Origin of the sequence: Kribbella sp. NPDC050241 (assembly GCF_044459685.1) — a bacterium.
Taxonomy (GTDB): Bacteria; Actinomycetota; Actinomycetes; order Propionibacteriales; family Kribbellaceae; genus Kribbella.
The window spans coordinates 120,698-133,424 of the sequence record NZ_JBITJE010000017.1 but is presented as its reverse complement, the minus strand read 5'-3'; the positions used below and the strand labels follow the sequence as shown (position 1 = coordinate 133,424).

The window sequence follows — 12,727 nt, the reverse complement described above, 5'->3', positions numbered from 1 at the left end:
CCGTACTCGGTCATGAGGTTGGTGGCAGGGGTTTGGGGTTGACGTCAGGAGAACCTCCGGTTGGGGTGTGGCTTGTCTAGGGCCCACCGGAGGTTCTCCTGTCCCACGAGTAGTCGCGGCTGACTGTTCATGGTCGGCGGCTGATTGTTGAGCGGCATCGTGCCGGCTGGAAGCGGGCGCATATCGCCGCGGCGATGGGGGTGTCGCGTAAGTGTGTGAAGACCTGGATCGACCGGTTCGCCGTCGAGGGTGACACGGGTTTACGGGATCGGTCGTCGCGGCCGCACACGACGCCGCGGCGTACCAGCACTGAGATCGAGCAGCAGGTGGTGGAGTTGCGTCGTACGGCGCGGCGAGGGCAGGACTGGATCGGGCCGGAGCTCGGCCTGGCGCCGCGGACGGTGGCGCGGATCCTGCGCCGTCACCAGGTGCCGTATCTGCGTGAGTGTGACCCGAGGACCGGTGAGGTGCACCAACTCGCCCGGCCGGCCGCATCCATGACGGTGGCGGTTGGAAGGCCAAGGGCCGCGAGCACGGACAGACAGCGCAACAGAAGCGGGCCAAGATCGGCGACGACTACATCCAGTCCCTGGTCGATGACCACTCCCGGTTCGCCTACTCCGAGGCCTTACCCGACGAGAAGGGCACCACCTGCGCGGCGTACCTGCTCCGCGCCGCGCAGGTGTTCACCCGGGCCGGCATCTCCACCATCGAGCACTACAAATCAACGCCGCCACAGCGCACTCGGAGGCCAACCACCCATCAACCGCGTGCTACCAACCTCATGACCGAGTACAAGGTGGCGTCGACGGCAGCCTGCCGGAGGTGGCTCTGGTGGCGTGTGTCGGTCAGCCGTTGATGTAGAACTCTTTCCCGTAGTGGTAAGACCCCGGGAGCGGGCCCAGCCAGATGTCGATATAGATCCAGGCATCGTATGGGAGGTCGTGGGAGCCGCCATCCGACTGCTGGGCGTGGACGCATGTTCCGTTGCCGCCCGAGGCGGTCAGGGTGTAGCGAGTGTTGTATTGACCGGACGAGCTATGGGTGGCGACGTTCATCCTGGGCGCCAATCCGTCGGCTGCCGTGTCGCACAGATAGAACTTGTCGCCGTATTCCTCGATGCACACCGTGCCCCCGTTTGCGGGGTCTGTGGTGGTCCAGACGTGGTCCCATGTCCCGGCGCCCTTGCAGTAGGTGGTGGCCGCCGGCGCTGACGACGCAGCAGAGGCTGTGGGCACGACAGCGAACACTGCGACACATGTCATCAGCGCGGTCGCGATCGCACCGAGCTTCCTCGACAGTGACTTCATGGATGCATCTTCCTAACACGATTGAGTGAGTTGTTCGCACCGAATCTAACAAAGTGACCTGGGTGTTGGCCTCAGGTTTCTGCCAGGCGCAGAACCGGTCCGAGAACGGCGCTCCCGGATGGCATCGGCTGCTGATTCGATGCGGTGCTGGTCGGGGCGGGCGCGGGCCGCGAGCAGGGCGAGAGCCTGCCGGCGCATGGCGTGCTCGACCAGTTCGTACTGGGCGACGCGAGGCATAGGAAATCGACGCACCCGCAGACGTCGGTATGCCTTGGTGTAGCCAGCCACCACCGGCCAGTCCGTTCGTGACTCGAGTGGACTCAGATTGACGCGATTTCATGGCACGCGACGGCGCTTGCTGGCATGGGCCCGGCCGCCTCTACGATGCCGCTTCAGCGCAGCCGCGCCGGCTGTTGTGGTCGGGGTGGCCCGCCCGCCTCGGTTAGGTGGGTTGGATCTCTCCGAGTCGCCAGGTCTGGTCGAACCACGATTCGAGTGGGCCGTAGAGACGCAGGATGGGGAACCAGCTCTTGCCGGGGAGGGTTTGCAGCCAGTTCGTGTCGGGTTGTGCCGGTGGGGTCGGACCGAAGGTGAGGATCGTGTCGCCGTTGTCTTCGGTGTGGACGTCGGTGAAGCGGTTGTTGATGCTCGGGTAGGGGTTGTCGGTTTGGAGCAACGACCGCGTTTGAGTGTCGTAGATATCGATGGCCCAGAAGGTCTTGGCCGGTATTCCGGCGGGCAGTGTGAGCGTGTAGGCCCTGGCGCCGTCCAGCGGCGCGCCGGTGGCGTCCTCGGCGGTGTAGGCGTATTGGGATCCCACACCGACCGCTGCGTGGGTCATCGCCGGCGTGATGCCGGTGCCGACGTAGTGCACCATCGTGCGGCAGTCGAGCAGGCGGGCGCCGTCGGCGAGGAACTCGTGACTGCCGCCGACGAACGCGGTCTTCCACGACCCGTCGGCGTAGATGTACGGCGCTCGATCCCGAGGTTTGTAGAGCAGGGTTCGGGCGAGCCCGGCGCCGATCTTCGCGGCTTGGTCGAGAATGGCGCGCTGCTGATCGTCGGGTGCGAACGAGCGTCCCTTCACGATCCCGATCGCGGCGAGCTGCCCGGCGCGTTCGGGGTCGAGGGTGCCTGCGGGCTCCTCCTGGACGATGGTGTTGACCTCCTCGAAGAAGGTGAAGTCGTTGGAGTGGATGCCGTTGAACGAGGACTCGGCCATGTCGACGAATCCGGTGGTGGGCGGGTCGGCGGCGGCCGCGAGGGGGTAGATCCGCGTTGTCAGCAGCGAGTCCAGACCGAGCAGGGCACGGATGACCACCCAGTTCGAGTACGTCGGCGACTGGAACACGAAGTACCCATCCGGTACGTCGCCTTGATGGTCGGGCGGCAGGAACACGTACTTGCCGCCCTGACCCCTGTCGGGTCCCGCGTTGCCCATGTCGGCGACATAGCGCTGCCACAGATCGTCGACGAAGCACAACGAGTTCGGCGGCGCCTCGACCACGGTCGGCCCGTCGTTCTTGAGGTCGAGAAAGGTGGTGCCGTAGGTCGTCTCGGTGTTCGCCGTCAGCACCACCGGCGCGGAGGTACTGCGCGGGTCCGTGCAGGCGATGACATTCGATCGCGCCCCGACAGTGCGCAGCCCGTTGCGCATGGCCAGCATCGAGGCGCCCGGTACACAGTTCAGGTACACGTCGATCCCGCGCAACAGGGCCAATGCCTCGTAGCCGACCTTGACCGTCGCGACCGTTGGCACTCCGTCGAAGAACTCCATCACCCCGAACGGGGTGTCGATCTTCGGTGGCGAGCCCAGCGAATCCCGCACCTTTGCCGAGACACCCGGGCTCAGTCCTTGCTGCGTCATGACCGCCTCCGTTCACGAAGTACGAGCCTGACCAGCCAGAGTTGTTCCCTCAGACCTCTGTTTCACCCCCACCAAGGGTGAATGCACCACAGCCGCCGTCGACCGCTCGAAGGGGTTGGCGCCGCGGGCGGGGTGCCGTTTGGGAACGCCTATTGGGCGTTGCGTGCGGATAGCGGGTCGGTTAAGAGGTCCAAATGGCCGACATGGCATGCGGTCTCTTCCAGCATGTGCACCATTACCCAGCGAAGCGTCACGGGACCCTTGCCGAATGATGGCCGTGGCGCGGTCGTGTCGAGGCTAGGAAGTTGACTTGCGACGCGGCGGCTGCGCGAGCACGCGGCACGGTAGAGCTCGACGATCTCCCCGACGGTGTCGTCGGCCGCGGACTCGAGGTCCCACTCCGGCTGCGTGTCGAACGGCGCGGACGCCCAAGGCTCAGGCAGATCACCGCCGCCGACGCGCGCGATGAACCAGTGGTCCTCCATGTGCGCGAGATGCTTCACCACAGCGCCTGGTGTCAGATTGGTTGCCGGCAGGGACTTGGTTTGCGCCTGCTCGTCCGTCAGGCTCCCGAATCGGGTGAGCACCCGATGACGATACTGATCAAGAAACTGGCTGAGGGTGGTCCGCTCGTCAGCGTCGAGGTCGGGGTAGAACTGCGCTTCGTCCACGGACATCTAGGCTTTGATCCTTCCGTGATGGTTCTGGTGGCAGCGCCGGGAATCAGACGCGGTTGGTCTTAACGTATGGCAGGATCCTCTTGCGGGCAGCGTTGATCATGGAGTGCCACGGCAACGTCCGCGAGTACAACGTGGCATGAGGATTGATCATGAACGGTCTCGATCCGTACGACACCGACGCAGACCGGATCAACCGCATCCTCAGTCGCTGTCTCGTCTCGGCTTGCACATCCGCCGGCATCCGTCCGGGATGTTGCGGGTGACGGGGTCGACGCCGGCGTACACCGCATTGCTAGGCGCGTTTTCATGGCAGACACCATGGGCATGCAGTGGCCGACTGACGATCATCGCCTTCGACGACTGGCGACCGGTTGCCCGTAACGCATGTCGAGCAAATACTGCTGAGTGTCGGTCGGCGGTGTCACGGTCACGTGCTGCTTCCGGTCGGCAGTTCGAGGGACCCCGCCCAACAGGTCCCGTCGTCCCGCCCCTTGGGAGGAACCAGTGAGGATCGAACGCACGTCTGTCCGGAGCCGCATGCGCCGGACCACCCAGTTGCTCGCCGCTGTCAGCGCGGTCGCGGCTTCCCTGTACGCCGTACCAGCCGCGGGAGCCGCCGTACCGTCGCCGTCCGCGCAGCTGTCCGCCGCCAGCACTGCGGTGGAGCGGTCAGGTGTGAAGGGCATTGCCTGGTACACCGACGCTGCCTCCGGCAAGGTGGTCGTCACCGCCGACAGCACCGTGTCAGCCGGCGACGTCGCTGCGCTGAAACACGATGCCGTCGAGGTCAACCGGACGGCTGGTGTCTTCAGGCCACTGCTGTCGGCCGGCGACGCGATCTACGGCGGACAGTACCGCTGCTCGCTCGGCTTCAACGTCATGAAGGGCAGTACCTACTACTTCCTCACCGCCGGACACTGCGGGAAGGTGGCGAAGACCTGGTACACCAACTCCGGTCACACCACCCTGATCGGCCCGACCGTCGACTACAGCTTCCCCGGCAACGACTACGCGCTCGTGCAGTACAGCAACACGTCGCTCAGCCACCCGGGTGGGTTCACCGCGGCCAACGCGTTCGTCGGTGAAAGCGTCAAGCGCACCGGGTCGACCACCGGCACGCACAGCGGCACTGTCACCGCGCTCAACGTCACGGTCCGGTACGCCGGCGGCGGTCGTGTCAGCGGCATGATCCAGACCACCGTCTGCGCCGAATCCGGCGACTCCGGTGGTCCGCTGTACGACGGCACCAGGGCCCTCGGCATCACCTCAGGCGGCAGCGGCGACTGCCGGTCCGGCGGTACGACGTTCTACCAGCCGGTCCCCGAGGCCGCGAGCACCTACGGCGTCACCGTCTACTGACAGACCAGCCACGGCCTGGCCGATCACGCGGCCAGGCCGTACTGGACCGACTCGCATCCCTACGAGCAGCCGGTCAGGTTCACCGTCGCGGACTCATTGGGCAGAACTGACGGACCGCTGTTTCCTGAGTCAGATGAACTGGTCCAGGAAGGCCCGCGCGTACGGCGTGTCAACCCGCTGGTAGCCGCCGGTCGCGTTGCACGTCAGCGAGTTCACGAACGAAGCGTCGCCCACCACGTACCGGCCGAGGAACGCCGGCCCGCCGGAGTCGCCGAAACAGGAGCCTCCGCCGGCATTCGCGTCGCGGTCGTTGATCTGGAAGGTCACAACCTCGTCCTGCACGTTCTTGAGCAACGACGTGGTGAAGCGCCGCTCCGGCACCAGGATTTGCGACTTCTTTGCGCCGATGTCGACGCCATAGCCGACCAGGGTGAACGTCTCATTCTTCAGCGCGCCCTGGTTGCCGTCGAGCGCACCGACCGGCAGCAGCGGTGCCGGCGTGATGCCTGGCCACTTGGAAGCGGCCGGCGCGTCCAACACCACGACACCCTGGTCGTGCTGCTTGGAGATCGACAACTTCCCGGTCCAGCCGGGATCCGGGTGTGCGGTGCCGGTGATGTAGTTCGCGGCGCGGGCCGCGCGCTCCGCCGGTGTGATGCCCGGCGCCAGTGGGTCGAGCGCCAGGTCGGTGTTGAACGAGACGTAGACGTTGGTGGCCGGACTGGCGCCGGTGTCGCCGGTGCAGTGACCGGCGGTGAGCACCACCGTGGGCGAGATCAGCGTGCCGGAGCAGCGGAACCGACCCGACTCGGTGGTGAACCGGACAAGGCCGACGTTGGTGTGCACCTCATCGCGTTGGCCGCCTGTGATCGCCGCGGCCGGCTGTGCGGTGACCAGCACGCCGGCAAGAAGCGCCAGAGCGCCGAACACGCTACCCAGACGACCGATCCGATATCGCCTCATCACGTAGCTCCTCCCACCCGTCGCCGACTCGCAGCCAGCCCCGGCGATGGGTGCAACGGCACGCCAGGGCCGGGGATGGTGTCTTGGACCAAACGGTGCCGCACCGAGCTCGGCCGCACAAGCCCGCGGCAGAAGCCCGCCGTACAAGCCCCTCCGCCTAGCGCTCTGCATAGGGGCGCGTGGAGGGCCGACCCGGTAGCAGCTCATGGTGACCTGGTCGGTGCGCTCGGCAACTACTTCTGACCGGTCTCGCGGTCGCTATCCGGAGCAAAGGCGTTCCTCAAAGTCAATGGTCGTTAGGTAATTGTGATTCGAGACTGGCGGGAGTAGTTTTTCTGACACGGATCCATGTGCCGCGGATCCATCGCTGGGGGTATGGGGGTCGCGCTGGAGGCGCTCGGAGGGAGCGCGCCTATTCACGGTGCTGTGGAGCCGCGCGCCGGCCATGACCGGGCCGGCGACCCTGAGCTCCTGAGGGGGAGACATGTTCCAATCGCATGGGTCCGGCGCGCGTGCCGGACGGGGACCGTCCCGGCGCGTGTTCGCGCTGGGCGCGGCCGCAGTGATGGTGTTCAGCGGGCTAGTGTCGGCCCTGCCGGCACTGGCCTCGCATCCTGAGGTCAGCCTGTCCGGCAGCAACTTCGAGATCGACACCGACGCCAACCTGAAGGTGGACGACGCCGGCTCACTCGACTGGGCCAACGTGAACGAGGTCCGCAAGCAGGACAGTGCTAGCGGCCAGAACGACGAGTCGTTCGGTAACGGCACCAAGGAGGACACGGCCGTACCGTCGGTCGTCGACGGCGGTGTCCCGCCGAACAAGAGCGATCTGAAGTTCTTCGGCGTCTACCAGGAAGGCACCGGCTCGGCCGGCTTCCTCAACCTGTTCTGGTCGCGGGTGCAGGACCCGGCCGGCACCACGAACATGGACTTCGAGTTCAACCAGAGCCAGACCGAGTCCAGCAACGGTGTGACGCCCAATCGGACCGCCGGCGACCTGCTGATCCAGTACGACCTGTCCAACGGCGGCGTCAAGCCGACCATCTCGGTCTCCAAGTGGGTGACCACCGGGACCAAGGCCAACTGTGAGGCGGCCAACAACGTGCCGTGCTGGGGTCCCAAGACGCCACTGGGTGCCGACGCGGCCGGTTCGATCAACACCACGGCGATCCCGGTGGGCGAGAGCGACGGCCTGGGCGCCCAGGACCCGCGGACGTTCGGCGAGGCACAGTTGCGGCTGTCCGCGCTGTTCCCCCCAGGTAGTTGCTTCTCGTTCGGATCGGCCTACCTGAAGAGCCGCTCGGCGGACACGTTCACCTCTGCGCTGAAGGACTTCGTGCCTCCGGCAGATGTGAACATCACCAACTGTGGTTCGGTCAAGATCATCAAGACCGACGACACCGGAGCGGCCCTCGCCGGTGCCGAGTTCACGCTGTACAACGACATCACGCCGATCGGTGGCACCCGGGGCGCCGAGGACACGATCACCACGCTGAAGTGCACCACCGGCGCTGACGGAACCTGCACGATCAGCAACGTGTTCGCCGGTGAGTACTGGGTGGTCGAGACGGTCACACCGCCTGGCCACGACACCGCGGCCGACAAGCACGTCACGGTGGTCGGCGGTGTGACGGCACCGGTCGAGGTGACCTTCGTCGACCCGCGCCAGCGCGGGGCGATCCTGGTGACCAAGACGCGCAAGCACGCGGCGTCCACACCGTCCACCCAGCCGCACGCCGGTGTCACGTTCACGATCACCGGCGGCGCGTCCGGCATCACCGACGCGAACGGGCAGGTGTGCTTCGACGACCTGGTGTTCGGTAGCTACGACGTGACCGAGACGGTCCCGGCCGGCTACGCAGCGGACGGGGCGACGACCAAGACCGTTGTGGTCAACAACAAGGCGGCCTGTGGGGCTACGCCGTACGTGGGTGAGACTGTGTCCTTCGGGAACACGCCGCTGACCAACCTGTCGGTCTCGGTGGATTCCCAGATCGACGGCGGTACGGCGTCCACGATCGTCTGCACCGGTCCCAGCGGGCCGGTGGCCAGTGGCTCCACCGGCGCCAACGGTGACGGCTCGGCCTCGGCCTCCAACCTGAAGCCCGGGACCTACACCTGCACGGTGGTGATCGACCCGTAAACCGTAGGCGATCCTCTGAAGGTGGACCCGCCGGCCATACCCCCCGGCCGGCGGGTTCCTGTCCCAGGTGACCGCGAGTGGTTCTCGATCCCCACGGGCGATCCGGAGCTATGGCGCATCCTGCTCGCCGAAGTCGTCGACCTCGCGCGGAAGTCACTACGCGATGCGCGGTGAGTGGCGAGGTCACCCCGCCGCCGGCTGACCAGCGCAGCAATCGGCCGATGACAGGAGGTGACCGCGCGGAACGCTGGCTGGCCGTGCCGGGCGTCTTCTGCTGCTCAGCGCCTTCTGGAGTGGCTCAGCTCCTTGCTTGGGCGCCGCGAGCGCACAAAACTGAGAGGTTGCGACCACCTGGCCGGTGCTCGGGGCAGCCGGGCGCGCCGCGCAGAACGATCCATCTAGCTGAGGAGCGTCATGCGCAGAATCAACGTCGCCGCGACGGTCGCCGCGGCAGTCGCCGCACTACTTCTCCCGACGCCGGCCCAGGCCGCGCCAATCACCCCCGGCGGGTCGACGGAAGTCACTGTCGGCAGCAATGACCAGCTGTTCTCGCAGAACAAGCAGAACGAGCCGGGTCTGGCTGTGAACCCGGTCAACCCCGCGATCCTCGCGGCGGGAGCCAATGACAACATCGACATGGAGGCGTGTAACGCCGGCGATGACCGCACGTGTCCGTTCACCCCGGGCGTGGGCGTGTCCGGCATCCAGTTCTCGACCGACTCCGGCCGCACGTGGTCGCAACCGACGTACACCGGCTTCTCGGCGCGCGTCTCACCGACGTGCATCGGCGCACCCGACGTCGCGCCTGGCCAACCCCCGGCCGGCGACACCGGCTGCGTGCCCGATCCCAACGGCCCGATCGGCACGCTGCCCAACTACGACGTCAACGGCATGGTCTCCAACGGCGACCCGGAGCTGGTCTTCGGTCCGGTTCCCGACGCCTCAGGGAACTTCTCCTGGGCCAACGGGCAGCGGCTGTACTACGCGAACATCGCCACCAACTTCCCGGGCAATCCCGGCTTTGCCGGCGACGCAGCCATCGCGGTGTCCCGCACCGACGACCTGGCCGGCGCCATCGCCGGTGACAACGACGCCTGGATGGACCCGGTGGTCGTGACCAAGCAGAACCAGGCTCTCTTCAGCGACAAGGAACAGGTCTGGGCCGACAACGCCGGGAGCAGCCCCCACTTCGGCAACGCCTACGTCTGCAACGTCGGATTCCGCGGGAACGGCGGAGCCGAACCGGTGCTGTTCGCTCGTTCCACCGACGGCGGCGACACCTGGACCTCGCGCCAGCTGTCCGCGGCGACCAACAACAACCAGACCGGCGGACGGCAGGGCTGTGCCATCCGAACCGACAGCCAAGGCGTGGTCTACGTGGTGTGGATCGGCACCGACATCCGCACGCGTGAGGGCGTCTTCTTCCAGGCCCGGTCCTTCGACGGTGGCCGGACTTTCGAGCGACCCAGGGCCGTGGTCTCGGGGCTTGGCGGAATCGGGCAGTTCGACCCCGCGCAGGGCCGGTTCACCATCGACGGCATCGCGGGCGCGCGGACCAACACCTTCCCGTCGTTCGACATCGCCAATGGTGCGCCGACGGGTGAGGACGCCACCGACCAGATCCTGCTCACTTGGTCCGACGACAGTCAGGGAACCAACCTCGAGAAGGCGTTCCTGGTGAGCTCGACCAACGGGGGCGGCACCTACTCGGCGAAGACGGTAGTCAGCCAGGGCAGCGACCGAGCCAACTTCCCGGCGGTCGCAATCTCGCCCGACGGCACCGACGCGTGGCTGGTTTACAACGCCTGGCTCGACCCGTGGCGCGCCGACACGACCTCCGCGCGCCGGGTGCTGGGCGTGGTCCGGCACGCCGACATCGCCGGCACGGGCCACACCGTCGGCGCGTTCACGACAGTGTTGCGTGGCGCAGTAGGCGACGGGCGCGCGTCCAGCGCCAACAGCCTGACCTCGGAGTTCCTCGGCGACTACAACTACGCCGTCGCCACGCGGGACTACGGCTCCGGCGTCTGGAACGACATGCGCAACGGAGCTGTCTGCCCCGCCATCAACGCCTACCGTCAGGCGTTTGTCGAGGACGTCCTGGCCGGCACCACTGAACCCATTGTGGGAGACGAGAAGGAGGACCCAGCGGCGGCAGCCGAACTGCCGGCCACGCACTCCACGGACCTACGCCCGGGACCCAACAACGACTGCCCGGCGACCTTCGGCAACTCCGACATCTTCGGCGGAACCTTCAGCGACGACTCCTGAACCCGTTCGAGCCGCCGCCACAACAACCCGACGGCCGCCCAGATGGGCGGCCGCCGGCAGTAGCCCCGCGCTCCATGTGACCTCGGACGAAGTGGCGGACGAACGTGCAGTGGCGCAACCGTCGCGCATAGGACGAGCCATTCGCCGGCAGGGCTGGCTGCGCTTCCTCTGGTTTGGCGTGTGGCTCGCACCTCCACGACGATCACCAGCAGCGCATGAGCGCCACTCCTCAGCCGCTGGCCACCTGAACGTCGCATCCGTCGAACTCGGCGAGATAGACCTTGGAGCTGCCGTGGGGGTCGAGTCGTAGCGGGCCGTCTGCGGGCTGCGCGGTGCCGAAGTCAAGGTTGCGTCCGTCCGTGGCGTCGCGCAGCTCGAAGTCGCAACGACCGTAACTGTTGAAGTCGACGACCTTGACGACGGCTTTGTGGCCGGCTGGCACTGTGAACGCCTCGGTGTCACCGGTCCCGGCCTTCTGTGCGAAGGGAAGGGCGATCTGACCGACGCCTCCGGAATGGGTCGCGAGGCAACTGGGATCGTTGGCGCTCACCCTGAACGTGCCGGTGTCCGCTATCTGGTAAGTCCGGGTCTCGAAGACTTGGGAGAAGGCTTTCTGGTCGCCGCTGTCGACGTTCGCGAGTGTGAACGTGCAGCCGTTCTCGACGGTGTTGGTGCCGCGGATGCTGAGCCGCCACGGGGAAGCCTCGGTGAACTCGCCGTCCGCCGCCCCATCTTGTCCGGGCGACCTGTTGCCATCCAGCAGGAGTGCGGCCACGGCTCCGGCTGCGAGGATCGCACCGGCCACGGACAGGTACACCAAGCGCCGCGGCCAGGACCGTACGGACCGGTCCTTACCGGTCGGCTCCGGCTCCGCCTCGGGCTCGGGCTCGGGCTGAGGCTGCGGCATCTGCTGGCGGCGCGGGGCCGCATCGGCGGCGCTCAGCGCTGCTGTCGCCGCGGCGGCCACAGAGCGGCTGTCGTCGTCAGCCAGACGCTCGAGGGTCATCCTGGCCGCCAACGCCAACCCGGCGTTCCTGCCCTGCAGCAGCCCGACGAGCTCCTGGATCGCGCCGACCCGCACCGTGGCCAGCGGATGGTCGATCAGCTCGCGAAGCTCGGCAGGCAGCGGTGCCGGGACGGTGACCGGACGACTGCGGCGGGCGAGATACAGCTCACCCTGCATCTCCACGTCGCGGCTGGGGGTCTGGTGAGGATTCCGCTCGCGGACCCGGTCGAAGACGTAGTCGTACAGCTCGTTCAGCGACACCCAGCCGTCCTGGTCGAGGTCGGCGTCCCCGGTCGCCAGACCGTCCACCAAGGCAGCGGTGAACACCGAGGGAGTGCTGTGGTCGTCGGCGAGCCTGTCACCTTCGAACGCGTACTCCGTCGCGCTGGAAGCCGTGATCACCGCTCGGCCACGGCCACCGCCCAGCCTCCCACCGGAGAAGCTGTCCAGCACGTTGGCGTCGCCTGCGGCGCGCACGGTCACGCCCCGGCCGAAGGCGCCGCCGTAGCAACAGTCCAGAAGCAGCACGATGCTGCGCGATCTGCTCATCCGCAGGCATCGCTGCACGAAGTCGGCGGACACAGCGGTGGAGCCCAACCGGTTCGGGAGGGTGTTGCTCGCCGCGAAGAACAACTCCCCTGAGTCGCTCTTGAGGCCGTGGCACGAGAAGTGCAGCAGCAACACGTCTTCGGGCCGGCTGTCCGCGAACAGATCCTCGATCCGCCCCTGGATGACGTGGGCCGACTCGTTGCTGACGACCTGCACGTCGAAGCCACCGATCCCGGGGTCACCGAGCACGCCGGCCAGAGCCTGCGCGTCCGCCGCCGGCGCGCGAAGCCGCCCGAGCCCCTCGTGCTCGTAGACGTCGTTAGCGACGATCAACGCCTTGCGTCGCCCAGCCATCCAGCCGCCCTCCCCGGCGCGGAATGCCCGCTCACCCTCAGTGTCGGTCACGATCCACCGGCCGGCCAACCTTTCCCGACCGCCTTGTCGCCACCTGCCGCCGACCAGGAGGTGAGCGATGTAGATTTCGCGGGCTTTGGGCGCGACAGTCACCCCGTCGGTGAACTCGCTGAACCACCAAGCCCACGACCGTCTCCAGAGCGTCGACAACACCCCAGATAACGA

General features: G+C 67.0%; 8 protein-coding genes and 1 pseudogene. 4 read left to right on the top strand and 5 right to left on the bottom strand.

The window, feature by feature from the left end:
* Positions 1 to 119: 119 nt before the first annotated feature.
* Positions 120 to 715 (top strand): annotated as a pseudogene (locus ACIBG5_RS41265) (helix-turn-helix domain-containing protein); the annotation flags it as partial.
* A 133-nt stretch (positions 716 to 848) separates the two neighbouring features.
* Here the strand turns inward: ACIBG5_RS41265 and ACIBG5_RS41260 are convergent.
* From ACIBG5_RS41260 to ACIBG5_RS41250, 3 genes are all read right to left on the bottom strand, one after another.
* Positions 849 to 1,310, bottom strand: coding sequence for a hypothetical protein (locus tag ACIBG5_RS41260; protein WP_396397538.1), 462 nt, complete (start codon positions 1,308 to 1,310; stop codon positions 849 to 851).
* Positions 1,311 to 1,752: 442 nt separating this feature from the next.
* On the bottom strand, positions 1,753 to 3,177 hold the full coding sequence (locus ACIBG5_RS41255; RefSeq protein ID WP_396397536.1) for a DUF1254 domain-containing protein: 1,425 nt from the start codon (positions 3,175 to 3,177) through the stop codon (positions 1,753 to 1,755).
* Positions 3,178 to 3,326: 149 nt separating this feature from the next.
* Entirely contained in the window at positions 3,327 to 3,854 is a 528-nt protein-coding gene (locus ACIBG5_RS41250) for a DinB family protein (protein ID WP_396397534.1), read from the bottom strand.
* A gap of 507 nt (positions 3,855 to 4,361) precedes the next feature.
* Between ACIBG5_RS41250 and ACIBG5_RS41245 the strand changes: the two genes are divergently transcribed.
* Positions 4,362 to 5,216, top strand: coding sequence for a S1 family peptidase (locus tag ACIBG5_RS41245; protein WP_396397533.1), 855 nt, complete (start codon positions 4,362 to 4,364; stop codon positions 5,214 to 5,216).
* Between the two features lie 129 nt (positions 5,217 to 5,345).
* On the opposite strand, the gene ACIBG5_RS41240 is transcribed toward ACIBG5_RS41245, so the two are convergent.
* A complete protein-coding gene (locus ACIBG5_RS41240; protein WP_396397531.1) occupies positions 5,346 to 6,179 on the bottom strand; it encodes a trypsin-like serine protease in 834 nt (277 codons plus the stop codon).
* A gap of 484 nt (positions 6,180 to 6,663) precedes the next feature.
* Here ACIBG5_RS41240 and ACIBG5_RS41235 point away from each other — a divergent pair, with 484 nt between their 5' ends.
* Together ACIBG5_RS41235 and ACIBG5_RS41230 are read left to right on the top strand one after the other, a co-directional pair.
* Complete coding sequence (locus ACIBG5_RS41235) at positions 6,664 to 8,322, top strand: collagen binding domain-containing protein (protein ID WP_396397530.1); 1,659 nt, start codon at positions 6,664 to 6,666, stop codon at positions 8,320 to 8,322.
* Between the two features lie 414 nt (positions 8,323 to 8,736).
* The gene (locus ACIBG5_RS41230) at positions 8,737 to 10,593 is read left to right on the top strand and encodes a sialidase family protein (RefSeq protein WP_396397528.1); all 1,857 of its coding nucleotides are present in this window, start codon (positions 8,737 to 8,739) and stop codon (positions 10,591 to 10,593) included.
* A 229-nt stretch (positions 10,594 to 10,822) separates the two neighbouring features.
* On the opposite strand, the gene ACIBG5_RS41225 is transcribed toward ACIBG5_RS41230, so the two are convergent.
* Positions 10,823 to 12,553, bottom strand: a complete 1,731-nt coding sequence (locus tag ACIBG5_RS41225) for a caspase domain-containing protein (RefSeq protein WP_396397527.1) — start codon at positions 12,551 to 12,553, stop codon at positions 10,823 to 10,825.
* Positions 12,554 to 12,727 lie beyond the last annotated feature (174 nt).